The organism is Ancylobacter sp. IITR112 (assembly GCF_041415945.1).
Taxonomy (GTDB): domain Bacteria; phylum Pseudomonadota; class Alphaproteobacteria; order Rhizobiales; family Xanthobacteraceae; genus Ancylobacter.
In genome coordinates this window covers 2,663,530-2,689,697 of sequence record NZ_JBGCUS010000001.1, presented here as the reverse complement: position 1 = coordinate 2,689,697, position 26,168 = coordinate 2,663,530, and the positions used below count along the sequence as shown (strand labels likewise).

Here is a 26,168-nt window from a genome sequence, read left to right as displayed (position 1 = left end):
CGTCAACTTCTGTGGAAATCACACGATTCTAGAAAGGTGTCCAAATGGGCGTCGAAAAGGTTTCGGACCAGAATTTCGAGTCCGAGGTGCTGAACTCGTCTTCTCCCGTGATCGTCGATTTCTGGGCGGAATGGTGCGGTCCCTGCCGCATGGTCGCCCCGGTGCTCGATGAAATGGCGAACGAGCTCGGCGACAAGGTGAAGATCGTCAAGCTGAACGTCGACGAGAATCCGGCGACGGCCTCCAAATACGGCATCATGTCGATCCCGACCCTGCTGCTGTTCAAGGATGGCCAGCTTGCCTCGCGTCAGGTCGGCGCGGCGCCGAAAGCGAAGATGCTGAGCTGGGTCGGCAGCGCGATCTGATCGCCTGCTCCCTGCTCCCCGCGAACAACCCCGGCCGGTCCTCCGCGCCGGGGTTTTTCGTTCCCGCCGCGCGTGCCATCGCCGGACGATGATGTGGCGCGGATGATCCTGTCGCACTCCCCTTCTGGAGATTTCCATGCCGCTTTCCCTGTATGACGCCTCCGTTCCCGTGTTCCAGCGCGCGCTGGGCAATCTCGATGCGATTCTGCGCAAGGGCGAGGAACACGCCGCCGCCGCCGGGCTCGATCTCGCGGAACTCGCCTCCGCACGGCTCGCGCCGGACATGTTCGCGCTGACCGGCCAGGTGCAGAGCGCGTGCGATTCCGCCAAATTCGCCGCCGCGCGGCTGACCGGCACCGATGCGCCGAGCTTCCCCGACACCGAGACGACGTTCGAGGAACTGCACCAGCGCATCGCCGCCACGCGGGATTACCTCGCCAGCGTCGATCCCGCGGGCTTCGAGGGCAGCGAGACGCGCGCGATCGTGCAGAAGTCGCGGCGCGGCGAGCGGCACTTCGTCGGCACGAGCTATCTGCTCACCTTCGCGCTGCCGAACTTCTTCTTCCATGTCACCACCGCCTACGACATCCTGCGCCACAAGGGCGTGCCGGTGGGCAAGATGGATTATCTCGGCGCGCCCTGAGGCTGCGGCGCGGCAAGCGGGGGCGCGGGAAAGGCCAGCGTCTGGCTTGTGTAGCTCTCGACCAGCGCGCTGAATGGCGTGCCGTCGGGGAGCGTCAGCACGGCGCGGTGTTCCAGCACGAAGGGCGGGAGGGCGAGGGCGCCGTCGCCGGCGGGCGGCAGCGGCGCACCCATCGCCCAGCCCTCGGGCAGTGGCTGCCACAGCAGCCGCGCGCCGAGCGTGGTGCGGCGGAAATCGAGCGGCTTCACCACCCGGCCGAAAGAGGTGTCGGTGGTCTCCAGCGCCGTGTTCATCGCCGCGGTCAGAAGCGCCGGCAGGTACCAGTTATCGGCTTCCGACAGCACCTTGTCGCCGCAGGTGAGCCGTACCCGGCGGTAATTCACCCGCGCGTCGGCATCGACCTTGAGCAGAGCGCGAATCTCCGGGCCGGCCGGCTTGTCCTGCCCGCGCACGCGGTCGGCGACGATGGTGGGCTGCTCCGCCAGCCGGTGCGTGGCACACCAGCGGTCCAGCGTCAGCGTCGCGCTGGGATTGGACAGCAGATCGGCGTTCAGCGTCTGCAGCAGCGCCAGCGCGGCGAGGCGGTGGACGGCGTCGTCCGGCCAGACGGGAGCGCCTGCGGGAGCCCCGGCTTGGGCGTCGGCTTGGGCGTCGGTATGGGCCGGCGCCGCGAGAAGCAGGGCGAAAAGCCCCAGAGCGGCGAGCCGCCGCCCCCTCTTCACCCCCTGTCCCCGCATGCCGGCCTCCCGCCTCGTCGTGCCGAGGACATGGCGGAAATCCCTCTTCCTGTCGAGACGGCGCGGAGCCTGCGTAGTCCTCCGCTTGCCGGCGCCAGGGGCCCCGGCCGATAGTCCGCATTCGGCCCCGGGGCCGGGAGGCGAGGCCGGCATGGACGAGATGGAGATTTTCCGCCGCCTGGCGCTGGCGATCGCCATCGGCGCGCTGGTGGGGGTGGAGCGGCACTGGCGCGAGCGCGACGAGGATGACGGCGCCCGCACCGCCGGCATCCGCACCTTCACCCTCATCGGCATGCTGGGCGGCCTTGCCGGCCTGCTGGAGCGGCTGCTTGCGCCCGCCGCGCTGCCGGGGCTGGTGCTGGTCGGCTTTCTCGTCACCCTCACTGCGGTCATCGCGCTGTTCCAGTATCGTGAGGGCGTGGCGGAAAACCGCTTCAGCGCGACGGCGGTGGTGGCGGCGATGCTGACCTTCGCGCTCGGCGCGCTGGCGCTGCTCGGCGATGTCACGCTCGCCTCGGCCGGCGGGGTGGTGCTGGCGGTGATTCTTGCCAGCCGCGATTTCCTGCACCGGGCGATCCGCCGGCTGCGCTGGGCGGAACTGCGCTCGGCGCTCATCCTGCTGGCGCTCGCCTTCGTGCTGCGGCCCATCGTGCCGGCCGAGCCGATCGGCCCGTATGGCGGCATCTCGCCGGCCCGCATCCTGGCGATGGCGATCGTGCTCGCCGCCATTTCCTTCTGCGGCTACATCGCCGTGCGCCTGTTCGGGGCGACGCGCGGCGAACTGGTGGCCGGCACCATTGGCGGGCTGATCTCCTCCACCGCGACCACCATCACCAATGCCCGCCGCTCACGCCAGAGCGAGGGGGTGCGGGCACTGGCGGCGGGGGCGGTGAGCGCGGGCGGCGTGTCGCTGCTGCGCACCGCGCTGCTGGTGTCGGCTCTGCTGCCGACGCTGACCGAGCGGCTGCTGCTGCCACTGGCGGCCGGGGCGGCGGTGATGTTCGCCGGTGCGCTGGTGCTGATCCACGGCGTCGCGCGCGGCAAAGGGGAGGCAGAGCGGCCGGAGCCGCGTAACCCGTTCGATCTTCTCGCCGTGTTCAAGATGGCGCTGCTGCTGGTGGCGGTCGCCTTCGCCGCGCGGGTCGCCAGCGAAATCTGGGGCGATGGCGGGCTCTATGCCGCCGCCGCCCTTTCCGGCCTCGCCGATGTCGACGCGGTGACGGTAACGGTGGCCGGCATGCTGCCTACCCTTGATGCCGCCGTGGCGGCGCGGGCGCTGGGCCTCGCCGTGCTGGCCAACATGCTGGCGAAGACGGCCTATGCCGCGCTGCTCGGCGCGCCGCGTTTCGCCCTCGCGCTCGCCGGGGCGACGGCGCTGGCGCTGCTGGCCGCCGGTTCGGTTCTGCTGCTGCGGTAAAACGTGCTCTAGAGCGTTTTCGAGCGAAGTGGATACCGGTTCGCGTGAAGAAAACGCGACAAAAGAAAGAGTTAGGGCATTTCACTGTTTCCATGAAACAGTGAAATGCCCTAAGGGGGCGCATGGCCGACCGTTTCACCCTCACCTGCGTCACCACGCAGCAGCAAGAGATCAAGAAGAGCCGCTTTCGCGCCACCGCCGGCCCCATCGCGGACGAGACGGCGGCGAAAGCGTTCATCGCCGCGCAGTCCGATCCCGCCGCCAATCATAATTGCTGGGCGTGGCGGCTCGGGCCGGCCTACCGCTTCAGCGATGATGGCGAGCCCTCCGGCACCGCTGGCAAGCCGATCCTCGCCGCGCTTGACGGGCAGGGGCTCGACCGCGTCGCCGTGGTGGTCACGCGCTGGTTCGGCGGCATTCTTCTGGGCAGCGGCGGGCTCATCCGCGCCTATGGCGGCACGGCGGCGCTGTGCCTGCGCGAGGCCGGCAAGGTCGCGCTGGTGGAAACCGTGGCGGGGACGGCGGAATGCGGCTTCGGCGATCTGGCTCTGGTGCAGGCGCGGCTCGGCGCGCTGCCGGGCGTCGAGGTGGCGGTGCAGTCCTTCACCGGCAGCGGCGCCGTGCTCGCCGTCTCGGCACCGCATGCCGAGGCCGGCACGGTGGAGCGGCTGCTGTCCGACCTCACCAGCGGACGCTCGCCGATGCGCTGGGAGGGTGCGGCGCCGAGGGAAAACGGCACTGGCGAAAAGTTGGGCTGACGAAAAGCCTGCACAGGTTCTAAGCTGTGGCCGCGCGGGCGCCGTCCGCGCCTGCCAGCCGACATGCGGATAAATGACCTTTCGAGATTTTGCCAAAATTAAGAGTTGCGTTCCGCGTCTCAGAGTCGCGTAATTGTAACCTTGCGAGGTTTCTAGATGAGTTAGTCATCAATGCGACACCCGATCATGAAGATCGCGCCTTTGGCGCTCGCGGCATTGTTGATTGGCTGTAATACAAATTCATCTAATTCATCTATTTCTGAAATGGGTCCGCCACCTCAAGGTTATAGAGAAATCGCTGTTACGGAAGTGCGCGCATCGTTTTTCGATCCATATAGCGTTCGGGATGCTTACATTTCTAACCCATTGTATGTAAATTATATTTTTGATGGACAAACGCCTATTCCGAGGTCGGCCTGGATTGTATGTATTCGGGCTAACGCTAAAAATAGGATGGGTGCCTATGCTGGTCAGCAATTGACGTTGCTGGCATTCAATGGTGAGCAAATTCAGTTGGTTCTGTCCGGTCCTGACTTCGCAGGCCAGATAGAAGCGCATTGTCGCGAGGCTGTTTACCAACCTTTTCCGGAGATTGAATTGATCGGCTAGTCCTCGTGGTTTTTCTCCGCCTCTCGTACCGTTGGCGAAAAGTTGGGCTGACGAAAAGCCTGCACAGGTTCTAAGCTGTGGCCGCGCGGGCGCCGTCCGCGCCTGCCAGCCGAGCACGCTTCGATGAACATCGCCGCCCCGCCGCCCGTCCCGCATGAGGATGCGCCCTTCGCCCACACCCCCTATGACGGGTCGCGCAAGGCGTTCTCCGTCGGCCTCGCCCCGCTCGACCTTGCCGAATGGATCGAGCCCGACACCGATCTCGCCGCCACGCTGGCAGAGCGCGCGGCGCTGATCCGCGACAAGCGCGACATCGTGCTGTGCGAGGAGCCGGACACCCGCGCGGCGCAGCGCGAGACGCTGGACCTGCTGGTGGAACATCTCACCGCGCGCTTTCCCGCGCAGTACCGGCTGGAGGGCCGCGACCTCACCGTGGCGGCGACCGGCCGAACCTTCGATCTCGACGATGAGCGCGAAGCCCCGCTGGCCGTCGCCGGCCAGATCGTCTCCGACGATCTCGTGCTGCTGCGCAAAGGCGAGGCCGGCTATCGCCTCGTCGCCGCCGTGCTGTGCTTTCCCTCCGCCTGGTCGCTCACCGAGAAATTCGGCCAGTCGCTGGACGAACTCCACCGCGCGGTGCCGGGCTATGAGAGCAAGCTCGCCCGGGTGATGAACCGCATTTTCGAGAATCTGAAGGTCGACCAGCCGGTGTGGCGGGTGAACTGGTCGATCTATCCCGATGACGAGCTGCACCATCCCGAGTCCAAGGAGCGGCCGCGCCACTGGTTCGACGATCCCGACCAACTGGCGCCGGAAGCCTTCGTGCGGGTGGAGCGGCAGACGCTGCGGCGCCTGCCGGAGAGCGGCGACATGCTGTTCACCATCCGCATTCATGTCGACCCGTTCCTCGCCTTCCGCCGCCACCCGGAAGGGCGCAGCCTCGCCGCCTCGCTGCGCGAACAGATTCTCGGCCTCGATGCCGACCAACTCGCCTATAAGGGACTGACCGCGCATCGCGACGCGGTGGCGGCGGCGCTGGAGCGTCTCGCCGCCGGGGAGTAGTTTTCAGCCGGGCAGGGGGATGCGCCGATGGTTTTCTGGGTTCCGTTGATCGCCTGGGCGCTCGCCATCGGCGTCGCCCTGCTCATGTCGTGGCGCGGGCCGCACCCGTTCTCGCTCGCGGTGGTGGTGGACCAGCTGCTGCGCTATATCCTGCTCTTCCCGGTCGGGCTGATGGGGCTGTGGGCGTTTCTCGGCCATGTGTTCTTCGCCGCGCAGGCGGCGGCCTCGATCGGCTGGGCGCCGAGCCCGTTCCAGTTCGAGGTCGGCATGGCCAATCTCGGCATCGGCGTCGCCGGGGTGATCGGCGCCTTTCTCGGCTCGCCCGGCTACCGCGCGGCGGTGGGCATCGTCGCGCTCGGCTTTCTCGGCGGCGCCGGCATCGGCCATGCCATCCAGATCGAGGAGACCGGCAATATGGCCAGCGGCAATGCCGGGCCGATCTTCTACACCGATTTCCTCACCCCGCTCGCTGTGCTCGGCCTGCTGCTGATCCAGCGCGTGCTCGGACCCGTACCGAAGAGGTGATGGCCCGCTCCGGCGGGCGCGCTTGCCGCGCGTCCGGTTCGGCCTAAGTGATGGGCCATCCCGCGAGGCTGCCTTGACCGATTCTCCCGACCGCGAAGCCAACCGCCTGTCCGCCCGCGCTTTGCGCTATGCCCGCGTCGGCACCAGCGTCGGTGGCGTCGCCGCCCGCATGGCCGGCACCCGCCTGTTCGGCAATGGCGCGAAGCAGGGCGACGCCGCCGCGCTCGCCGCGGCGCTCGGCGGGCTGAAAGGGCCGATCATGAAGGTCGCCCAGCTCATGGCGACCATCCCCGACGCGCTGCCGCCCGAATACGCCAAGGAACTCGCCACGCTGCAGAACCAGGCCCCACCCATGGGCTGGGCCTTCGTCAAGCGCCGCATGGTGGCCGAGCTCGGCCCGGACTGGCAGGCGCGCTTCCTCTCTTTAGACAAGGAGCCCGCCGCCGCCGCCTCGCTCGGCCAGGTGCACCGCGCCCGCGCCCTCGACGGCACATCTCTGGCGGTCAAGCTGCAATATCCCGACATGCAGTCGGCGGTGGAGGCCGATCTCCGGCAGCTCGGCGTGCTGCTGGCGATCCATAGGCGCATGGACCCGGCGATCGACACGGTGGAGATCGCCGAGGAAATCGGCGAAAGGGTGCGCGAGGAACTCGACTATAAGCGCGAGGCCGCCCATGCCGGGCTCTACGCCGCCATGCTGGCGCAGGAGCCGATGGTGCGGGTGCCGCGCGTGCATCCCGACCTCTCCACCGGGCGCCTGCTCACGCTCGACTGGCTGGAGGGCCGGCGGCTGCTGGATTTCGTCGACCATTCGCTCGAGGAGCGCAACGCCATCGCCCGCGCCATGTTCGCGGCGTGGTGGGGGCCGTTCTCGCGCTATGGCGTCATTCATGGCGACCCGCATCTCGGCAATTACACCGTGTTCGAGGAGGCGGGCGGGGAGAAGGCGTCGCCGGCCGGTATCAACCTGCTCGACTATGGCTGCATCCGCATCTTCCCGCCCAGCTTCGTCGGCGGCGTGGTCGATCTCTATCGCGGCCTGCAGGCGGGGGACGAGGCCCGCATCGTCCATGCCTATGAGGTCTGGGGCTTCCGCGGCCTCTCGCGCGCGCTGATCGACGTGCTCAACATCTGGGCTCGCTTCATCTATGGCCCGCTGCTCGACGATCGCGTCCGCACCATCGCCGATGGCGTGGCGCCGGGTGAATATGGCCGGCGCGAGGCCTTCACCGTGCATCGCGCGCTGAAGGAACAGGGCCCGGTGCGGGTGCCGCGCGAATTCGTCTTCATGGACCGCGCCGCCATCGGCCTTGGCGGGGTGTTCCTGCACCTCAAGGCGGAGCTGAATTTCCACGCTTTGTTCGAGGAAGCGATCGCCGATTTCACGGTCGAGAGCGTGGCGGCGCGTCAAGGCGCCGCGCTGGTGGAGGCCGGCCTGCGCTGACCTGCCCCGGCGCGCGCCGTTGCCGCAGGCGGAGTCTTCCGCTAAAGCGGAGCATCGCGCGCTCATTATTCTTTGGGAGGGGGTCGACATGGCCGATCACGGAGTGACCGAATACGCCAAGGCGGACGGTAACGACTATGCCGAGCACCGTGGCACCTATCAGTTCTTCACCAAGCTGACGCTGGTCGGCACGCTGGCCCTGTCCTGCTTCATGGTCGCCTTCGCCATTGGCGGCGCCAACGGCCATTGGGGCATCTTCACCATCGGCACGCTCGCCTCGGTCGCCGCCTGCGCCATCGGCCTCGCCTCGGAAGACGGCAAGCCCAAGCTGCTGTTCGGCCTGCTCGGCGTTCTCGTGCTCGCCCTGATCATCACCTCCTGAGACCAGCCATGCGTATCGCGATTGTCAAAGAGAGCTCTGCTTCGGAGCCACGGGTCGCCGCGTCCGCCGACACGGTGAAGCGTTATGTCGGTCTTGGTGCGACGGTTGTTGTCGCGTCGGGGGCGGGGGCGGCGTCGGGGATTGGCGATTCCGACTATGAGGGCGCGGGCGCGACCGTGGTGGCGGACAATGCCGCCGCCGTCGCCGGCGCCGATATTGTGCTGGCGGTGCGCCGGCCGGAGGCTTCCGCGCTGACGGGCGCCAATAAGGGCGCGCTGGTCATCGCCATCGCCGACCCGCATGGCCATGAGGCCGCGCTGACCGAGATCGCCGGCACCGGCGTGTCGCTGTTCGCCATGGAGCTGATGCCGCGCATCACCCGCGCGCAGGTGATGGACGTGCTGTCCTCCCAGGCCAATCTCGCCGGCTACCGCGCGGTGATCGACGCCTCCTCCGAGTTCGGCCGCGCCTTCCCGATGATGATGACGGCGGCCGGCACCGTGCCGGCGGCGCGCGTCTTCATCATGGGCGCGGGCGTCGCCGGCCTTCAGGCCATCGCCACGGCCCGCCGTCTCGGCGCGGTGGTCTCGGCCACCGATGTGCGCCCGGCGGCGAAGGAACAGGTCGAATCCCTCGGCGCGAAGTTCATCGCGGTCGAGGACGAGGAGTTCAAGCAGGCGGAAACCTCCGGCGGCTACGCCAAGGCGATGTCGGCGGAATACCAGGCCAAGCAGGCGGCGCTGGTCGCCAGCCACACGCCCAAGCAGGACATCGTCATCACCACGGCGCTGATCCCCGGCCGCCCGGCACCGAAGCTGGTGTCGGCCGACATGGTGGCGTCGATGAAGCCGGGCTCGGTCATCATCGACCTCGCGGTTGAGCGCGGCGGCAATGTCGAAGGCAGCGTGCCGGGCGAGGTGGTGACCACGGCGAACGGGGTCAAGATCGTCGGCCATCTCAACGTGCCGGGGCGCCTGGCGGCGACCGCCTCGCAGCTCTACGCCAAGAACCTCTATGCCTTTGTCGAGACGCTGGTGGACAAGGGGTCGAAGGCGCTCGCGGTGAAGTGGGACGACGAGCTGGTGAAGGCGACGCTGCTGACCAAGGACGGGGCGGTGGTGCATCCCGGCTTCCGTCCGGCGGAGCCCGCTGCAACACCGGCCGAGGGCGCGTCGGCGGCGTGAGCCGGGTGGGCTGAGGGCGGCACCCTTTCTTCCTCATGCCCGTCCCCGGACTTGATCCGGGGACGGGGATGAGGGGTTCAGAGGGAGGGGAACGCCCGCCGGCCCGGCGCCCGTCCGGCGCCCGCCTGTTTTGCCTGCGATCCCGGAGGCCGCCACTGGCGGTTCCGGGATGACGACATCATCACGGATCCGATCGGGCGTCCGGCCGACAGGCTGAGCGGCGCCGCCAAGAGACAGAGACAAGGGAATCGAGGAAATGGCCAATCCGGCAGGGGGCGTGATACTCGCCCAGAACATGCCCGGCGCCGCCGAGGCGGCAGGGCAGGGGGCGATGGCGCAGAACGCGGCCGAAGGGGCGCGGATGGCGGCGGAAGTGGCGCGGCAGGCGGCGGAAGCGGCGCAGGCCTATGCCCAGGCGGCGCAGCAGAGCTATGCGGAACTCGCCGGCAACGCCGCGCATGCGCTGACCGGCGGGGCGATCGACCCCTTCGTGTTCCAGCTCGCCATCTTCGTGCTGGCGGTGTTCGTCGGCTATTACGTCGTGTGGTCGGTGACCCCGGCGCTGCACACGCCCTTGATGAGCGTCACCAACGCCATCTCCTCGGTGATCGTGGTCGGCGCGCTGCTCGCGGTCGGCGTCGATACGGTTGGCGCTGACGGTCTTTGGGCCGAGGGCACGGGCTGGGCGCGCGGCTTCGGCTTTGTCGGCCTCGTCCTGGCGGCGGTGAACATCTTCGGCGGGTTCCTGGTGACCAGCCGCATGCTCGCCATGTACTCGAAGAAGAAGTGAGCGCGACCATGAACGCCAATCTTGTCGCGCTGCTCTATCTCGTCTCCGGCGTGCTGTTCATCCTGGCGCTGCGCGGGCTCTCCAGCCCGGTGACCTCGCGCCAGGGCAATATTTTCGGCATGGTCGGCATGACCATCGCCATTCTGACGACGCTCGGCTCCGCGCCGCCGGCCGGCCCGGGCGGCTGGGCGCTGGTGCTCGGCGGCCTGGCGCTGGGCGGCGGCGCCGGCGCGGTGATCGCCCGCAAGATCGCGATGACGCAGATGCCCCAATTGGTGGCGGCGTTCCACTCGCTGGTCGGCCTCGCCGCCGTGATGGTGGCGGCGGCGGCGCTCTACGCGCCGGCGGCGTTCCATATTGTCAGCGATGGCCATATCCATGCCCAGGCGCTGATCGAGATGAGCCTCGGCGTCGCCATCGGCGCCATCACCTTCACCGGCTCGGTCATCGCCTTCGCCAAGCTCAACGGCAACATGTCGGGCAAGCCGATCCTGCTGCCGGCGCGCCACCTCATCAATGCCTCGCTCGCCGGGCTGATCGTGGTGCTGATCGGCGTGCTGGTGGCGACCGAGAGCCACACCGTGTTCTGGCTCATCGTCATCGCCGCTCTGGTGCTGGGCGGGCTGATCATCATCCCGATCGGCGGCGCCGACATGCCGGTCGTGGTGTCGATGCTCAATTCCTATTCCGGCTGGGCGGCGGCGGGCATCGGCTTCACCCTGCAGAACACCGCGCTGATCATCACCGGCGCGCTGGTCGGCTCGTCGGGCGCGATCCTGTCCTACATCATGTGCAAGGGCATGAACCGCTCCTTCATCTCGGTGATCCTGGGCGGCTTTGGCGGCGACAGCGCCTCCGGCCCGGCCGGGGCGGTGGAAACGCGCCCGGTGAAGCAGGGCTCGGCCGAGGACGCCGCCTTCATCATGAAGAACGCCTCCAAGGTCATCATCGTGCCGGGCTACGGCATGGCGGTGGCGCAGGCCCAGCACGCGCTGCGCGAGATGGCCGACAAGCTGAAGGAGGAAGGCGTCGAGGTGAAATACGCCATCCATCCCGTCGCCGGCCGCATGCCCGGGCACATGAACGTGCTGCTGGCCGAAGCCAACGTGCCCTATGACGAGGTGTTCGAGCTGGAGGACATCAACTCCGAGTTCGCGCAGGCCGATGTCGCCTTCGTCATCGGCGCCAATGACGTGACCAACCCGGCGGCGAAGACCGACCCGACCTCGGCAATCTACGGCATGCCGATCCTCGATGTGGAGAAGGCCAAGACGGTGCTGTTCATCAAGCGCGGCATGGCGGCGGGCTATGCCGGCGTGGAGAACGAGCTGTTCTTCCGCGACAACACGATGATGCTGTTCGCCGACGCCAAGAAGATGGTCGAGGACGTGGTGAAGAACCTCAGCCATTGAGGGGGGCAAAGGGCGGGGGGGGCGCGATCCGGCCGGATCGGTCTCATCGTCCACCTCACCGCACTCATCGGCCACGCGCCGAACACCCGAAAAGGCCCGCCTCAAGGCGGGCCTTTTTGCATGGGGGGGCGTGGATGCTGCACCGCCGCGACGGATTTCGTTGACGGCGTGTGTATTGCATACCAGACTTAGACCAAAGACAAAGAAGCGTGACAGTTGAGGCTCCACCAGAGGGGATACGCCATGCTTGTCGCCGATCTCATGAAGCTGAAAAGCGCCCGCGTGCCGACCATCCGCATGGGCGAAACCGTTGAAATGGCAGCGACTTTGCTCAACCGCGAGCGCATCGGCGCCGTGGTGGTGAAGGATGCCTGCGGCTCCGAAGGCGTCACCGTGGTCGGCATCTTTTCCGAACGCGATGTGGTCCGCGCCGTGGCCGAGCGCGGCGTGGGCGCGCTGCGGCTCACCGTCGGCGAGCTGATGTCGCGCAACATGATCTCCTGCCGGATGGAAGACACGGTCGACCATGTCCGGGCGCTGATGGACACCCACCATGTGCGCCATCTCCCGGTCATGGAAGAGCACCAGCTGGTTGGCGTGCTGAGCATACGCGACGTGATCGCCCATGATGTCCGCGCTGCCGCGGGACTGGCGGGCGAGCCGACCCTGGGCGTGGCGGCGGCACCGCTTTCCGCGTAAGCGCTTTATCCATAAGGAAAACCGCCCGGCGGGCACCGGGCGGTCTCTTCGTTAATTAATCGGCAAAGAAGTTACATAGCCGGCGCGGAATCTTGCCGCATCGGCGCGGTCTCCATCTGGTGCACGCGGTCGATCACCGCCTTCTGCACCTTCTCGAAGGCCCGCACCTCGATCTGCCGCACGCGCTCGCGCGACACGCCGAACTCGGCGGCGAGGTCTTCCAGCGTGATCGGATCGTCCGACAGCCGGCGGGCCTCGAAGATGCGCCGCTCGCGCTCATTGAGCACCGACAGCGCTCCGGACAGCGCATTGCGGCGATTATCCATCTCCTCATGCTCGACGAGCACCGATTCCTGACTGTCGTGATCATCCGCCAGCCAGTCCTGCCACTCCCCCCCGCCCTCGACATCGCCGCGCAGCGGCGAATTCAGCGAGGCATCGCCGCCGAGGCGGCGGTTCATCTCCACCACTTCCTGCTCGGTGACGCCGAGCTTGGTCGCGATCTGCTGCACCTGGTCGGGACGGAGATCGCCGTCTTCCAGCGCGGAGATCTGGCTCTTGGCCTTGCGCAGATTGAAGAAAAGCTTCTTCTGCGCCGCAGTGGTGCCCATCTTGACTAGGCTCCACGAGCGCAGGATGTATTCCTGGATCGAGGCCTTGATCCACCACATGGCATAGGTGGCGAGGCGGAAGCCCTTGTCCGGCTCGAAGCGCTTGACCGCCTGCATCAGCCCGACATTGCCTTCCGAGATGACCTCGGAAATCGGCAGGCCATAGCCGCGATAGCCCATCGCGATCTTGGCGACGAGACGCAGATGGCTGGTGACGAGACGGTGCGCGGCGTCAGGATCCTCGTGCTCGCGCCAGCGCTTGGCGAGCATATATTCTTCCTGCGGCTCCAGCATGGGGAACCGGCGGATTTCCGCGAGGTAGCGGCTCAGGCCACCTTCGGCGGACGGTAGGCTCATAGCGGAACGGGCCATGACTGCACCCTCCTTCTTTCGCGGTCCCCGTCAGCGGGCGACCGGCACGCGGCCGCTTGTCAGCCGGCCTCAGATTTATACTAGCAGGAAGAAGCCGAATTTGCGAAAGCGCAAGCCGAGCCGGGGTCACGATACGTTGAGGCGGCGCCCGTCAACTGCCGGCAGCGAGCGCCTCCTCAAGGCGGGCAAGGTCCGCCGGCAGAGGACTTTCGAACGACAGGATCTCGCCGGTCGCCGGATGCTCGAAACCGAGCCGCGCCGCATGCAGCGCCTGCCGGCCGAGGCCGTCCAGCGCCATGCGCGCGGCCTCGGGCAGGCGGCTGGCGCGGGTGCGCTGCCCGACGCCATAGAGCGCGTCCCCGAGCATGGGATGGCCGATATGGGCCATGTGCACGCGGATCTGATGCGTGCGTCCGGTTTCCAACTGGCACTCGACCAGCGTGGCGATCGGCCGGCCGGCGGTGTCGGCGAAGCTGGCGAGGCGCTGCCAGTGGGTGATGGCGAAGCGTCCGCCGCTGCGCACGGCGATGCGCTCGCGCGCGATGGGATGGCGGGCGAGCGGCGCGTCCACGGTGCCGCTGGGCAAGTCCGGCGCGCCCCAGACGAAGGCGAGATAGGCGCGCTCCAGCGGGCCGGTGCGGCCGTGATCGGCGAACTGAGCCGCCAGCTTCTTGTGCGCGCGATCATTCTTGGCGACGACGAGCAAGCCAGACGTGTCCTTGTCCAGCCGGTGCACGATGCCCGGCCGGCGCACGCCGCCAATGCCGGAAAGGCTGCTGCCGCAATGATGCAGCAGCGCATTGACCAGCGTGCCATCCGGGCTGCCGGGGGCGGGGTGCACCACCATGCCGGCCGGCTTGTCGATCACGATCAGATGCTCGTCCTCATGGACGATCGCGAGCGGGATGTTCTGTGCTGCGGGCGCTGCGTCCTCGGGTTCGGGCACTTCGACACTGTAACAGTCGCCGGCCACCGCCTTGGCCGCGCCGCCGCTCACCGGCTGGCCGGCGCGCTGAACCTGGCCGGAGGCGATCAGCGCCTGCAGGCGGGTGCGGCTGAACTCGGGGAGATGGCGCGCCAGCACACGGTCAAGCCGCTGGCCTTCATCCTCCGGCCCGACGGTGATATCGACACGGCTCGCGACCGCCTCCGGCGCGTCATCGTCCATCTCTTCGCTGAGTTCCGGTGCCGGCATGACCTCTCCTGATTCCGACGACACGCTCGACCCCGCAGCCGAGCGCGTGCTGCGCCGCATGCGCCGCTTCGCCGCCTATTCCGGGCTTATCATGCTTCTGGGCTTTCTCGCCGTCTTCGGCGCTATCGGATACAAGCTGATGAGCGGCAGGAAAAGCGCCCCGGCGGACATTGCCGGGACGATCCAACTGCCCAAGGGCGCCGAGGTGCGCGCCGCCACGGTGTCCGGCGATCTCATCGCCGTGACGGTGGTGCGCGAAGGCCGCGTGGAGACACATTTCTTTGATCTGGACTCCCGCGCCCCGCGCGGCGTGCTGGGTTTCGCCAGCACGCCCTGACGCAGCCGGCCGGGCGGTCTGGCGGGCGGGGAGGGCCGCGGCGCGGGGGATAGCCGGTCGAAAACGTCGCTGAGGCGCATGCACGCTCTTGATCCCGAGGGCAAAGCACTCTAAGAGACCGCCCTGCCTAGATGCGCCCATCGTCTAGCGGTCAGGACGTCGCCCTCTCACGGCGAAAACCGGGGTTCGATTCCCCGTGGGCGCGCCACTTCCGTACAAAACCGCGAACACCCGGCTGGGTGGCGCGGTCGGCGAGTACGGCCCTTTCCAGCACCGACCTTGACCCGTGGATCCGCACTACGTACTGGTCGACTTCGACCGCGTCGATAAGCGACCGCAAATAGGCTTTGCGGAACGGCACCTCGCCCTCTGTGATGTTTGAGCGCATGAGCTGGCCGAAGCGGGCAAGCTTGTCCGGATCAAGCCGGCTTGCGGCGGCACCCTGGTTCTCGATCCGCTCCAGCGCCGAATGTGCACGGTCCCGATCTGCCTTGAGCTCGGCAATCTGCTCCTTGAGCATCTCGTCGGGTTCGGCGATGCCGTCGGCGACAAGCTGGTAGAGCCGCCGCAACTTGTCTTCCGCCGTCGTTCTTTCGCGAGAGAGTTCATCGATCCGCGCCTGGACCTCGGCATCGGCTTTCACTCGCCGGTCAACGACGGACTGTAACAGCGCCTCCAACCGATCGGGCTTCAAGACGCGTTCAGCGACATGGCGTGTGACCAGATAGTCGAGCTTCTCCATCGGCACAGTTCGCCCTTTGCAGGCGGACTTGCCGACCCGGCCGGAGGTCGAGCAGCTGTAATAGCGATAGACCCTGCCGCTCTTCGAGGTGCCGGTGCGCAGCGTCATGGCGCTGCCGCAACTGGCGCAATAGGCCAAGCCGGTCAGAAGGATCGGACCTGAGATGACCCGGGGCGGACTGTTGTGCGGGCTCTTGGCCCTGAGGGCCTTCTGCACCTTGTCGAAGGTGCGGCGATCGAGAATGGCTGGCACCGAGATGGGTATGACCTCGTGCTGCGGCTTCACCCGGCCGGTCTTGGAACTGCGCTTGTTGAAGCTCCATTCCCCGATATAGACGGAATTGGTCAGTATCCCGTGGATGGTGCCGACGCCGTAGCGGGCTCCGAGGCGGGTGCGGTAGCCCTTGGCGTTGAGGTGCTTGGTGATCTCCTTGATGCCCATGGGACCCGATGTGCCATCTCCCTGCAGGTAGAGAGCAAACATCAGCCGCACCAGCTCGGCCTCAACCGGATCGACGACGATCCGCTTCTTCGTGCGATGGCCGCGCTTCTCGACCTCTTCAAGGGTGAAACCAAGCGGCAGGCGGGAGCCGTTATAAAAACCCTGCCGGGCGTTCTCTTTCATAGCCCGCAGCACATGCTTGGCATTCTCGCGGGACTGGTATTCGTCAAACAGGGCGATGACCTGCCGCATCATGACCTGAGCCGGATCATCGCCAAGTTCCTGGGTGATGGAGACGAGCCGCACGCCATGCTTGGCTAGGCGGCGGATATACATCTCCAGCCCAAAGGCATCGCGGAAGAACCGGCTGAAGCTATGGACGACGATCACATCGAATGGGCGATCGTCATCGGATGCCCGCTCGATCATCCGCTGGAACTCGTGCCGGCTGTCGTCCATGGCGGACGCGCCCGGCTCGACATACTCCGCGACAACGGACCAGCCCTGCCGCTCGCAATAGGCGGCTGTCTGGAGGCGCTGGTCTGGGATGGAGAGGTCAACGTCGGCCTGCCGCGTGGTAGAAACGCGGAGATAGAGGGCGGCCCGGCTGGTAATCGGCAAGGTTACGTTCATGGCCCAATCGCCTCCCTCAGGTCCCTTCGGCAGCACCGTCACCTCAGCAGCGCATCGATCTCCCGCCTGAAGAAGGCTTCGACAACATCGACCTCGTCAGGTGTGACCGGAACGTTCGACGGCCAGTCGTCGGTGAGATGCGCGACCTTGGAAACATGCTCGACGGAGTCAGCGGGCGCAAGGTTTTGCTCAGCATCTCGAATGACGCGCGCATCACGGTGCGGGATCTTTGAGAGTGGTGCGCCAGCCAAGCTCGAAGCTGGCGATGGAGCATCGCTGCCCACACTGAATATTTTCTTCGTACGAAACGGACGCGAGTGGCGCATGCGCGGAGGATCAAGGGCATCCCCTCACTCGCCAAGGGGCCGATTCTACGCCGCAGAATAACTGCGTGCAGCAGCGCAAAAATGCTTGTCAGATGCGGCGCGGGAGTGTTTCCCGGGATACGCTTGGTGGAGCGGTCTCGCGGCAACGACCCATACTTGGCGTTCGCCTGCCCCTGCAGCGAAGTCTGCTTTGCGCCCCGATATCGGACGTAGAGATCAAATTATCTAATTCTTGAAGGCAGACGTTTTCGCTCACCGCTCTGGACGTCAAGGTTGCGCCAAAAGCAGACTTTGTGACCTGAGAACCAGACGTTCCAAGCGTCAGCAATGGGTCAGTTCCGGACTCGGACCTTCATCGGCGTTATGTCCGCTTCTCGTTTAAAGTCCCCAATAGCGGACAGTCTGCATACGGCCCCGAACCAGCCATTTGTCGTCGCCGCAGCGTATTTTCGCTACTGGCGCGCCCCCGACCATTCCCTGACTCAGGGGCAATTCTCAGTGAGAATGCAGGGTCACTCCTCACCGGCAATCAACATTCTGGCGCTTTGAACGCCTATCCACCGCCATACTGCGCTTCACCGCTGCTCGCGTACGCCTCGGCATAGGGGATGGTGAAGGCAAAGATGGCCCCGCCGCCCTCACGCGGGCGGGCCCAGAGCCGGCCCTCGTGGCGGTCGATGATCGACCTGCTGACCGACAGGCCGATGCCCAGCCCCTGCGGCTTGGTCGTATAGAAGGCCTCGAAGATGCGCGGATAGGCCTCGGCCGACAGGCCATGACCGGTATCGCGGACCTCGAGTTGCCCGCTTGCCGGGCTCGCCTCGCCCGTCTCGACGAAAATCTGCCGCGCTGGGCCAGCGCCGAGCTGCACCGAATCGGCGGCGTTCAGCACGAGGTTGAGAATCACCTGCTGAATCTGGATGCGGTCCCCGGTCACCGGCCTCAGCCCGGGATCGAGGCTGGCCGTCAGCGATATGCGGCGCCACTGCAGATCATGCGCGCAAATGGCGATTACTTCCTGCGCAGCCTCATTGAGATCGAAGGGCTCGGGCACGAAATCCTGTTTTCGGAACAGGCTGCGCAGGCGCTTTGTCACCTCGGACGCCCGGTTGCCATCGCGAAGGGTGCGCTGGGCCGTCTTGATGGCCCCTTCTATGTCGGGCGGGTTCGCGGCAAGCAGGCGCTGGCATGTGCTGGCATTGGTGATGATACCGGCAAGGGGTTGATTGACCTCGTGAGCGATGGAGGCGGCAAGCTCGCCGAGGCTTGCCGCACGTGCCACGTGAGCGAGCTCGCTTCTGACCTTTTCCAGCGCTTCCTCGGCGGCACGGCGGGCCGTCACATCCTGCACCGCACCGACCCGCTGCACCCGGCCGCCGGGCTGCCGGATGACCTGGACGAAGGCGCGCACATGCCTGAGACGGCCCCGGGCTGTATAGAATCTGAGTTCATATTCGACATCCCTGCCCTTCGCGAGCTCGGCGGTCTTTGCTTCAAAGAGCGGGATGTCGTCCGGGTGGATCCTGCTCCTGAAGTCGGCGCCGGTGAACTCCACTCCCTCATCGAGTTCGTGCAGCAGACGCAGCTGTTCCGAGGCGACAATGGTGTCAGTCTCGGAATCCCAGGCGAATGAGCCGGTCGAGCTGACCCGCTCGCCAATGGCGAGATAATAGGCGCTTCGGCGCAGTTCGTCCTCGGCACGCTTATTTTCGGTGATGTCCTGAACCGATCCCATGACGATCGGGTTGCTGGGGTCCGCGGTGAGGAAATGCGCCACGGCATGGACGTATTTTGTCGTGCCGCCGGGCGTGACGATCCGGAAAACCTCGTCCAGCTCCTCTTGACGGGCCATCGAGCGCGCGAAGCTCGCTTCGAAGGTCGCCACGTCTTCGGGATGGATCCGCTGCATGAAGGCGCGAAGCGTGGGTGGTTCCTCGCGGTCGTACTCCAGGATCTGATAAAGCTCCTCGGACCAGACCTGCGCATCGGCGTTCACATGCGCCCTGAAGCTTCCGGTATGGCTGAGACGCTGAGCCTGGCTGAGGTGATCAAGAGCTTCTCTCAGATTGCGTTCGCGCGCGGCAAGCTCCTCTTCGGCGCGCCTTCGATCTTCGATATCGGTATTGACGCCATACCACTTAACGATCTCGCCTTTCTCGTCGGTGAGGCTGCTCGTCTGGAAAAGAAACCAGCGATAGGTGCCGTCATGCCTGCGTAACCGGGCCTCGGCCTCGCCGTCCTTGCCGGCCGCACGGCACGCCTCCCAGGCGGCCGCGATTGCGCCGAGATCGTCGGGATGCACTAAGCGGGTCCATTGCCAGCCGCGCAGGTCATCCCGGCTCTCGCCGACATAGTCGAGGTAATGCTGGCTGAAGAAGTCGGCGGTGCCATCGGCGTTGGCCGACCAGACGAGGGCGGGAATGGTGTCGATGATCAGTTGGAGGTTGCGCTCACTGGCCTTGATCGCGTCCTCGGCGAGCCGGCGATCATGGATGTCGTCGACGACGCCATGCCAGGCGAGAATACGGCCGTCCTTGTCGCGCAGCGGCCGGGCCCGCACGTCGCACCAGCGATACTCTCCCGAGCGGTGGATAAAACGGACCTGGCGCCGGTAGGTCGTGCCCGCCGCCACCGCGCTCATCCACGCCTCGACCGTGCCCTTGCGATCGTCGGGATGCACCAGATGCACCCATTCGTCGGCCATGATGGTGTCGTCGGCCCGCCCGAACCATTCCCCCATCTGCGGATTTAGGTAGTTGACCATGCCGTCCGGGCCCGCCCCGAACAGGTTCTGCGGGATCGTCGCGATGATCTGGGCGAGGTGGCGCTCGCTGGCCCGCACCGCCTGCTCCGCCAGCTTGCGATCATGGATGTCGACGCAGGAGCCGTACCATTTGACGATGTGGCCTTCCGCATCCCGCAGCGGGAGCGCCAGGGTGAGGATCCAGCGATAGGTCTGGTCGGCGACATGGAAGTGGCGCACCTCGACCGAATAGGGATCTCCGGTGGCGATGCAGTGCATCCAGATCCGGGCGGTCGGCTCGCGGTCGTCAGGGTGCAGCAGGTTCACCCAACGCTCGTTCATCACCTCGTCGGCCGAGAGGCCGCTATATTCCAGCAGCCGCTCGTTGCAGTAGTCGATGTCGCCCGTCGCCGTGGCGCTCCACAGCATCTGCGGAAAGGTCTCGGACTGCTGGCGCAGCGCGCCCTCGCGCACGCGCAGCGCCTCTTCGGCGCGCTTGAAGTCGTCGATGTCGTTCAGCAGCACGTGCCAGGCGACGATGGCGCCGGTCGTGTCGCGCAGCGGATGGCCGCGGTTGTCGAACCAGCGGTATTCGCCGTCGAAGCGACGCAGCCGCTGCTCGATCTGGTAGGGCGTGCCCGACGCGATCGATCGGCCGAACATCTCCGCAACATGGGGCAGGTCGTCGGGATGCACCGTGCCGTTGCTGCCCCAGTTGCGCAGTTCCTCGAGCGTCTGGCCGGTATAGTCCTGGATCGGGCGGTTCACGCGCTCGACCCGCCCGTCCGGGCCGAGAACGGCCACCAGCCCCGGCAACCCCTCGATCAGCGCGGCGGCACTGAGTTCGCTGGCCCGCCGGCTTTCCTCGCGTCGCAGCTCCGCCTCCTGAAGCGCCAGCAGCATCTGGTTGCGCGCGACGTTCAGCACGAGGGCTTCCGGCTCGGTCGGGAAAACGGGCCGGCCGCTGCCAACGACGAGCAGGCCGAACGTCGCCGCGACGCCGACGGGGAAGATGGCGAGGGCCAGCGGCCGGCCCGAAAGTGCGCCGTGCGCGCGTGCCGGCCAGGCGCGATGGTCCTCGCCCAGCATCTGGCGCAACTCGCCTTCGACGACAGCCCGGTCGATGCCCGCGCCGGCGGCGAGGAAGCCGCGTCCGGCGTGCTCGCCCGGCAGCACCAGCACCAGGTCGAGCCGCAGCATCGCCTGCAGCGCCTCGCCGAGCAGCCGGGCGACCTCGTCCGGCCCGCGCCCTGCCCATGTCGCAGACAGCCCGAGCAGGCTCATCAGGTCGCCGAGGCTGGCGCGTAGCTCGGCGAGTTCCCGATCCCTCGGGTCGGCCAGCAAAAGACTCACGGAGCGCCCCCGCCGGCGCCGTGCGGCCCCGCAGCGTCGGCGATGTACCGGTCGGGCGGAACGAAGAACGGGTTTTCCTGCAGGCTGTCGCCGATCAGCACCATCGGATGGGTGCGGATGATGTCGATCACCATGTCGCCACTGAGCTTGCCGGCGTCATAGACGCAGATCACCACGTCGTCATGCCGGCTCCACAGTTCGTTCACTCGGGCTTCGAAGGCGATGAGATCGGTCATCGCCGGGCGGGCTCCGCTCGCCCAGTCCATGTCGCAGACGATCCGGCTGAGAGGATAGCCCTGCTTCTCCTCCGCCATGGCGGTGAACGAGCGGAGCATGCGCTCGCCGTCGAAACGCCCGTCGGGCAAATAGGTGTCGATGGTACTGCGCAGATCGAGCTGGCCGCCGGCCAGGGCCGCCTCGACGTCGATCCCGCGCTCGCGCAGGCGCGCGCGATGCTCGCCATGGCGGTGCGGGGGAACGATGTGGATCGCCTTCTCGCCGGCGGCAAATCCCTCGGCGACGAAGGGCAGCAGAATCCGGTACGCCTCCTCCTCGCCATGGAAGAAGGCGCACACGTGTCGCATCCTCCCCAGTGTTCGGCAGCCCAGATGGATCGACGGCACTTCCCCCACGCGACGGCCCCTACGTCAGCTCGAAGGCAACAGCGAAATTGCGCCAGATTTCACGCCTTCCCCAAGCGGGGCATCTCATGGCGGCGATACATTAGTCCACGTCGCCGCTGAATACCAGAAATCGCTCTTCGTTTCATCTCGATACAGCGCCGGGAAGGCTAGACCGCAGCGTGATGACGGTGTGTCCTGCTGCAGTAGGTCGGCATCAATACCATGGTACTATTTTCCTCGCGCAACGGCACCCCATGTCGTCTGGATCGGCGCCACCCGGCGCCCGCCATGACATGATGGGAGAATTCAATGCCGTTCGTTACTGTCCAGTTGACCCGGGAAGGCACCGAGCCAGGCACCGACTCGCTGACCCCGGCGCAGAAGTCCGCGATCTTTCACGGCATGAGCCAGGTGTTGCTCGACGTGCTCGGCAAACCACCAGCGTGGACCTGGGTGGTGATCCAGGAAATTGACACGCAGGACTGGGGATGGGGCGGAATGCCCGTGACGTTGCCCCCTGAAATGACCCCGCTCAGAAGCTAGGATCCGTCGAGAGGAGACGGACGATGCGCAAGAGCCGGTTCAGCGAGGAACAGATCATCGGGATCCTGAAGGAGCACCAGGCCGGAATCCCGGTCGTGGACCTCTGCCGGAAGCACGGGATCAGCGACGCGACCTTCTACACGTGGCGCACGAAGTACGGCGGGATGGAGGTGTCCGACGCCCGCAACCTTAAGGCGCTCGAGGAGGAAAACCGGAAGCTGAAGAAGCTTCTGGCCGAGTCGATGCTCGACGTAGCCACTCTCCGCGAGGCTCTTGGAAAAAACTTCTGACGCCCAGTTCCCGGAGGAAGGTCGTGACCTGGGCGATCGAGGAGAAGGGCTACTCGCAGCGGCGTGCGTGCGGCCTCATCGGCATCGAGCCGAAGACCTATCGCTACGCCTCGACGCGAGGCGACGATACCGCGCTCCGCCAGCGCCTTCGTGAGCTGGCGAGCTTGCGTCGGCGGTTCGGCTATCGGCGTCTGCTGATCCTGCTTCGGCGAGAGGGCAAGGAGATCAACCACAAGAAGCTCTTCAGGCTCTACCGCGAGGAGCGGCTGTCGGTGCGCCGTCGCGGCGGACGCAAGCGAGCGCTTGGCACGCGAGCGCCGATGACCTTGCCGCAGGCACCCAACCAGCGATGGAGCCTGGACTTCGTCTCCGATGTGCTCGCGGACGGACGCCGGTTCCGCGTGCTGGTGATCGTCGACGACTTCACCCGGGAGTGCCTGGCGCTCGTGGCCGACACGTCGCTGTCGAGCCACCGGGTCGTACGGGAGCTGGACGCCATCATCCAACGTCGTGGCAAGCCGCTCATGGTCGTCAGCGACAACGGCACCGAACTGACCTCGCACGCGGTCCTGCGTTGGCAGCAGGACACAGGTGTCGAGTGGCACTACATCGCTCCCGGCAAGCCGGTTCAGAACGCCTTCGTCGAGAGCCTGAACGGCCGCTTCCGCGACGAATGTCTGAACGAGCACCTGTTCCAGGGCTTGCCGATGGCACGTCGGATCATCGAAGCTTGGCGGATCGACTACAACGGCCACCGGCCTCACACGAGCCTCGGCGGCCTTACCCCAAACGAGTTCGCAGCCCGGTCCAGGCAGGACCACAACCAGAACGGATTCTGGTTATGAACGAGGGCATTCAGGGGGCAACGTCACACGTAGCAGATAGATTCCTGACGAGTCGTCGTTCCATGGCTCACCGCCGAGTCCTAGCCGCTCCAGCTTTCCCGCCCTGACATCCGATCCGACAACCCAGCTCGATAGGAACGCAATACCCAAGCCTGCCTCAGCTGCCGCGCGCAGGGCTTCAAAATCATCTGACCGGAGCGTCACCGTGCCTTTGCCGGCGTGGCCCGCCGCGCAACCGAGCACGTCGCGCCAACCAAGGAGATCGGCGCCGTGAAGCTTGTCGAGCAGCCGATGTGATGACAGATCCGCCGCGCGGCCGGGCGTGCCCGCCCGCGCCAGGTAGGCCGGGCTCGCCACCAGCAGCCGCGTGAGCGGCGCCAGCCTCGTTGCGATCAGCGTACTGTCGGTCATCGTGCCCATGCGGATGACAAGGTCGAGACGCTCGGCCACCGGATCGGCCAGCCGTTCCGTCAGGTCGAGCTCGACATTCAGAGCCGGATGTTCGGCCTGCAACGCCGCGACAACCGGCAGGACATAGCGCTTGCCGAAGGTTGGGAAGCAGGCAATCCGCAGCGTGCCGGAGACGGAACCGTCGAAGGCGGCAACCTCGGCATGGGTGTCGGCCAGTTCGTCGAGATGCCGCAGGGCTCTCTCGTGCAGGCGCTGGCCGGCATCGGTGAGCGTAAGCGCGCGCGTCGAGCGGATGAGCAGGGCGACGCCGAGATCGTCCTCCAGTGCGTCGATCTGGCGAACGATCGCCGACGGCGTCACCGCGCGCCGGCGGGCGGCACCGGAAAAGCTCCCTGCGCGGACGACATCGACGAAGGTGGCGAGATATTCGGCGAAATGGGGTCTCATCTTTGCGATCCCGGCAAAGGCGTTTGCAGCAGGCTCCGGCTTATCGCCGGCCCCGGACACTCGCATATTCGCGGAGTTCACACAGCGGCGGCACCTCGTCGTCGGCACGCCATCGTCGCGGCAGAACGGGCAGACGTTCCATCTCGCAAACAGGCACAGCGATCATGGAAATGTCGAAATACCTCGGACTCGGCCGCCGCGCATAACGGGCTTCCGCATCGTTCTTCATCGTATTGGCGCTCGCCATTCGGGATGGAGATGACTGAAATCTAATACACACGTATAGTCAAAGGGCAGAGCCATGAATATCCTCACCGAAAAGATCCTCTCGCAGTCCGCCTATACCGCCGATATCGACGTTGCGTTCGAGAAGGTCGATATCGCAGACTGGCTTTTCACGCTTCCGGAGGCGGAATATCTGCGCTGCTGTCCGCCCGACCATATCGGCTCCGGCGTCACCACGACCGATGATGGCCGCCGCATGGTGATCAATGTCGAGATGATCGGCACCGGACTGGTGATCCAGCACTATGTCGCCGAGGAAGCCACCGCCAGCTATTGCCGGATGAACTCGATCTCCGACGTGTTCACGCCGGTGGGACGGACGCAGGTCAACGTGATCTGGGAGCTGATCGCCGAGGCCGTCGAGGGCGGGCGCACACGCTACACCAACCGCGTCACCTCGCATCCGACCGACGTGTTCATGGAGTTCCTCGCCGCGCACGGCCAGACCTTCGAGCAAGCGGCCATAGCCCGGCAGGAAGCCGGCGGCGACCACAACCGCCGCGAGACGCCACTCTTCGCCGCCAGCATCGCCCGGCGCGCGGTTGCCAAGGCTACAACGAAATGAAAGCGGTCGTGTTCGACGAGTACGGTACGGCGGATGTCCTCCGCCTCGCCGAAGTGCCTATGCCGGAGGTCCGCCCCGGCGATCTTCTGGTTAAGGTGCACGCGACTGGCGTCAACCGCGCCGATCTGTTGCAGCGACAGGGTTATTACGGCCGACAGAGCTACGGGGACAGCGACCTGCTCGGGCTTGAAGTGGCGGGCGAGGTGGTGGCGGTCGGCGCCGGTGTCACCGACATCGGGCTCGGCGAGCGGGTGATGGGAATCGTCGGCGGTGGCGCCTACGCCGAATTTGCCCGCGTCGACCGCGCCATGGCGGTGCGCATTCCCGAGGATCTCGATTATGTCGGGGCGGCGGCGGTGATGGAATCCTTCGTCACCGCCTGGGAAGCCGCCGTGCATCTCGGCGAGACAGCCCGCGGGATGGCCGTGCTCATCCACGCGGCGGCGGGCGGTGTCGGCTCCGCCGGTGTCCAGATCGCCCACGCCTTAGGTGCGCGCGTCTTCGCAACCGCCAATGCCGAGCGCCGCGCCGACGTGCTGGCGCTGGGTGCCGAGGCGGTGTTCGATTATCGTTCCGAGGACTTCGAGCTTGGGGTACGTGATGCGACCGGTGGGCGCGGGGTCGATGTGATCGTCGATTTCGTCGGCGGTGACTATCTCGCGCGCAATCTGCGGAGCCTCGCCCCGGGCGGCCGACTGGTTCAGGTTGGCCTGCTGAGCGGACACGACACCGCCACCATTCCGCTCGCCCTCCTGCTGCACAACCACCTGCGCCTCATCGGCACCGTGATGAAATCGCGCAGCTTGGAAGAAAAGCGCGCCATGGTGCAGCGCTTCGCGGAAAGCGCGCTCCCGATGTTCGCCGATGGCCGGCTTGAGCCGCTGGTCGGAACGGTCTTTACGCTCGCGCAGGCCGCCGAGGCGCATCGCGCCATGGAGGCGGGCGGCGGATTGGGGAAGATCGTGCTGAACGTGACCGCGTGAGGCACGGCGGAGTGCTCCGCCTGGCGCCGTGGCCAACCCGATGACCGAGATGGCGGCGAGAAGCGGACGTATCGGTTAGGCCGCTTGTGGGCAAGTCAGTTTCGGCCTCGGGCATTTATCGGCGATATGCCCGCTTCTCGTTTGATGTCCCCATTAGCTCACCGTCTCCTCGCGGCCCCAAAACCGGTTGCTCATGAAAGGAGCTGAAAACGGATCATCCTAGCGCGCCTCGCCTTGATAGCGACCGCCACGTTCTCGGCAACCCCACAGGTGTAGGGCCTCGTGCTCTTGATGTCGGAGCGCTCTGCTCAGCGGGCAGCAAATGGAGCGTGACTCAAATCCGTGGCCCCGGTGAACCCGGGGGGCTCGGTTCTCGGCATCCTCTGCCCGCTTTGA

26 protein-coding genes, 1 tRNA gene and 1 pseudogene are annotated in these 26,168 nt (G+C 66.3%); 20 read left to right on the top strand and 8 right to left on the bottom strand.

Annotated elements, in window-relative coordinates; translation table 11 throughout:
* Window positions 1-44: 44 nt before the first annotated feature.
* On the top strand, window positions 45-365 hold the full coding sequence (gene trxA, locus AAC979_RS12880) for a thioredoxin (RefSeq protein WP_371347276.1): 321 nt from the start codon (window positions 45-47) through the stop codon (window positions 363-365).
* A 136-nt stretch (window positions 366-501) separates the two neighbouring features.
* Complete coding sequence (locus AAC979_RS12875) at window positions 502-1,008, top strand: DUF1993 family protein (protein ID WP_371347275.1); 507 nt, start codon at window positions 502-504, stop codon at window positions 1,006-1,008.
* Here AAC979_RS12875 and AAC979_RS12870 read toward each other — a convergent pair.
* Window positions 990-1,745 carry a hypothetical protein gene (locus tag AAC979_RS12870; RefSeq protein WP_371347274.1) on the bottom strand — a complete coding sequence of 252 codons (756 nt, stop codon included), beginning with the start codon at window positions 1,743-1,745 and terminating at the stop codon, window positions 990-992. The genes AAC979_RS12875 and AAC979_RS12870 overlap by 19 nt on opposite strands.
* Window positions 1,746-1,896: 151 nt before the next feature.
* On the opposite strand from AAC979_RS12870, the gene AAC979_RS12865 reads away from it, so the two are divergent.
* The 11 genes from AAC979_RS12865 to AAC979_RS12815 all read left to right on the top strand — a co-directional run bounded on the left by AAC979_RS12865 (window position 1,897) and on the right by AAC979_RS12815 (window position 12,027).
* The gene (locus AAC979_RS12865; RefSeq protein ID WP_371347273.1) at window positions 1,897-3,162 is read left to right on the top strand and encodes an MgtC/SapB family protein; all 1,266 of its coding nucleotides are present in this window, start codon (window positions 1,897-1,899) and stop codon (window positions 3,160-3,162) included.
* 122 nt (window positions 3,163-3,284) lie between these two features.
* On the top strand, window positions 3,285-3,920 hold the full coding sequence (locus AAC979_RS12860) for a YigZ family protein (protein WP_371347272.1): 636 nt from the start codon (window positions 3,285-3,287) through the stop codon (window positions 3,918-3,920).
* 186 nt (window positions 3,921-4,106) lie between these two features.
* Entirely contained in the window at window positions 4,107-4,529 is a 423-nt protein-coding gene (locus AAC979_RS12855) for a hypothetical protein (protein ID WP_371347271.1), read from the top strand.
* A 123-nt stretch (window positions 4,530-4,652) separates the two neighbouring features.
* A complete protein-coding gene (locus AAC979_RS12850; protein WP_371347270.1) occupies window positions 4,653-5,591 on the top strand; it encodes a DUF3445 domain-containing protein in 939 nt (312 codons plus the stop codon).
* Window positions 5,592-5,618: 27 nt separating this feature from the next.
* On the top strand, window positions 5,619-6,116 hold the full coding sequence (locus tag AAC979_RS12845; protein ID WP_371347269.1) for a DUF6790 family protein: 498 nt from the start codon (window positions 5,619-5,621) through the stop codon (window positions 6,114-6,116).
* A gap of 73 nt (window positions 6,117-6,189) precedes the next feature.
* Entirely contained in the window at window positions 6,190-7,560 is a 1,371-nt protein-coding gene (locus AAC979_RS12840; protein ID WP_371347268.1) for an ABC1 kinase family protein, read from the top strand.
* 88 nt (window positions 7,561-7,648) lie between these two features.
* Window positions 7,649-7,942: an aa3-type cytochrome c oxidase subunit IV gene (locus AAC979_RS12835; RefSeq protein ID WP_371347267.1), complete on the top strand. Its 294-nt coding sequence runs from the start codon at window positions 7,649-7,651 to the stop codon at window positions 7,940-7,942.
* Between the two features lie 8 nt (window positions 7,943-7,950).
* On the top strand, window positions 7,951-9,126 hold the full coding sequence (locus AAC979_RS12830; protein ID WP_371347266.1) for a Re/Si-specific NAD(P)(+) transhydrogenase subunit alpha: 1,176 nt from the start codon (window positions 7,951-7,953) through the stop codon (window positions 9,124-9,126).
* A gap of 295 nt (window positions 9,127-9,421) precedes the next feature.
* Complete coding sequence (locus AAC979_RS12825; protein ID WP_371349053.1) at window positions 9,422-9,916, top strand: proton-translocating transhydrogenase family protein; 495 nt, start codon at window positions 9,422-9,424, stop codon at window positions 9,914-9,916.
* 8 nt (window positions 9,917-9,924) lie between these two features.
* The gene (locus AAC979_RS12820) at window positions 9,925-11,328 is read left to right on the top strand and encodes an NAD(P)(+) transhydrogenase (Re/Si-specific) subunit beta (RefSeq protein ID WP_371347265.1); all 1,404 of its coding nucleotides are present in this window, start codon (window positions 9,925-9,927) and stop codon (window positions 11,326-11,328) included.
* 243 nt (window positions 11,329-11,571) lie between these two features.
* Window positions 11,572-12,027, top strand: a complete 456-nt coding sequence (locus AAC979_RS12815) for a CBS domain-containing protein (RefSeq protein WP_371347264.1) — start codon at window positions 11,572-11,574, stop codon at window positions 12,025-12,027.
* A gap of 71 nt (window positions 12,028-12,098) precedes the next feature.
* Here the strand turns inward: AAC979_RS12815 and rpoH are convergent, their stop codons facing one another.
* Window positions 12,099-13,010, bottom strand: a complete 912-nt coding sequence (gene rpoH, locus AAC979_RS12810) for an RNA polymerase sigma factor RpoH (RefSeq protein WP_371347263.1) — start codon at window positions 13,008-13,010, stop codon at window positions 12,099-12,101.
* Window positions 13,011-13,161: 151 nt separating this feature from the next.
* Window positions 13,162-14,205: an RluA family pseudouridine synthase gene (locus AAC979_RS12805; protein ID WP_371347262.1), complete on the bottom strand. Its 1,044-nt coding sequence runs from the start codon at window positions 14,203-14,205 to the stop codon at window positions 13,162-13,164.
* On the opposite strand from AAC979_RS12805, the gene AAC979_RS12800 reads away from it, so the two are divergent.
* The 3 genes from AAC979_RS12800 (at window position 14,204) to AAC979_RS12790 (ending at window position 15,209) form a co-directional block, all read left to right on the top strand.
* The gene (locus AAC979_RS12800; protein WP_371347261.1) at window positions 14,204-14,542 is read left to right on the top strand and encodes a DUF6476 family protein; all 339 of its coding nucleotides are present in this window, start codon (window positions 14,204-14,206) and stop codon (window positions 14,540-14,542) included. The genes AAC979_RS12805 and AAC979_RS12800 overlap by 2 nt on opposite strands.
* 133 nt (window positions 14,543-14,675) lie before the next feature.
* A tRNA-Glu gene (locus AAC979_RS12795) sits at window positions 14,676-14,750 on the top strand.
* 261 nt (window positions 14,751-15,011) lie between these two features.
* Window positions 15,012-15,209 carry a hypothetical protein gene (locus AAC979_RS12790; protein ID WP_371347260.1) on the top strand — a complete coding sequence of 66 codons (198 nt, stop codon included), beginning with the start codon at window positions 15,012-15,014 and terminating at the stop codon, window positions 15,207-15,209.
* 51 nt (window positions 15,210-15,260) lie between these two features.
* Here the strand turns inward: AAC979_RS12790 and AAC979_RS12785 are convergent.
* From AAC979_RS12785 to AAC979_RS12770, 4 genes and pseudogenes are all read right to left on the bottom strand, one after another.
* A pseudogene (locus AAC979_RS12785) lies at window positions 15,261-16,358 on the bottom strand (recombinase family protein); the annotation flags it as partial.
* Window positions 16,359-16,396: 38 nt separating this feature from the next.
* Complete coding sequence (locus AAC979_RS12780; RefSeq protein WP_371347259.1) at window positions 16,397-16,684, bottom strand: hypothetical protein; 288 nt, start codon at window positions 16,682-16,684, stop codon at window positions 16,397-16,399.
* A 553-nt stretch (window positions 16,685-17,237) separates the two neighbouring features.
* Window positions 17,238-20,771, bottom strand: coding sequence for a PAS domain-containing protein (locus AAC979_RS12775; RefSeq protein WP_371347258.1), 3,534 nt, complete (start codon window positions 20,769-20,771; stop codon window positions 17,238-17,240).
* A gap of 5 nt (window positions 20,772-20,776) precedes the next feature.
* The gene (locus tag AAC979_RS12770) at window positions 20,777-21,364 is read right to left on the bottom strand and encodes an MEDS domain-containing protein (RefSeq protein ID WP_371347257.1); all 588 of its coding nucleotides are present in this window, start codon (window positions 21,362-21,364) and stop codon (window positions 20,777-20,779) included.
* A 348-nt stretch (window positions 21,365-21,712) separates the two neighbouring features.
* Between AAC979_RS12770 and AAC979_RS12765 the strand changes: the two genes are divergently transcribed.
* Window positions 21,713-21,946 (top strand): 4-oxalocrotonate tautomerase family protein, encoded by a 234-nt coding sequence (locus tag AAC979_RS12765; protein WP_371347256.1) that lies wholly within the window; start codon window positions 21,713-21,715, stop codon window positions 21,944-21,946.
* A 23-nt stretch (window positions 21,947-21,969) separates the two neighbouring features.
* A protein-coding gene (locus tag AAC979_RS12760; protein ID WP_371346076.1) for an IS3 family transposase occupies window positions 21,970-23,081 on the top strand; the annotation gives its coding sequence in 2 pieces (ribosomal slippage) (window positions 21,970-22,225 and window positions 22,225-23,081; 1,113 coding nt in all).
* Here the strand turns inward: AAC979_RS12760 and AAC979_RS12755 are convergent.
* The gene (locus AAC979_RS12755; protein ID WP_371349052.1) at window positions 23,076-23,939 is read right to left on the bottom strand and encodes a LysR family transcriptional regulator; all 864 of its coding nucleotides are present in this window, start codon (window positions 23,937-23,939) and stop codon (window positions 23,076-23,078) included. The two genes, AAC979_RS12760 and AAC979_RS12755, sit on opposite strands and share 6 nt — an antisense overlap.
* 301 nt (window positions 23,940-24,240) lie before the next feature.
* Between AAC979_RS12755 and AAC979_RS12750 the strand changes: the two genes are divergently transcribed.
* Both AAC979_RS12750 and AAC979_RS12745 read left to right on the top strand, forming a co-directional pair.
* A complete protein-coding gene (locus AAC979_RS12750; RefSeq protein ID WP_371347255.1) occupies window positions 24,241-24,789 on the top strand; it encodes a hypothetical protein in 549 nt (182 codons plus the stop codon).
* On the top strand, window positions 24,786-25,772 hold the full coding sequence (locus AAC979_RS12745) for an NAD(P)H-quinone oxidoreductase (RefSeq protein ID WP_371347254.1): 987 nt from the start codon (window positions 24,786-24,788) through the stop codon (window positions 25,770-25,772). The genes AAC979_RS12750 and AAC979_RS12745 overlap by 4 nt, the downstream gene beginning before the upstream one ends.
* The last annotated feature ends 396 nt before the right edge of the window (window positions 25,773-26,168 follow it).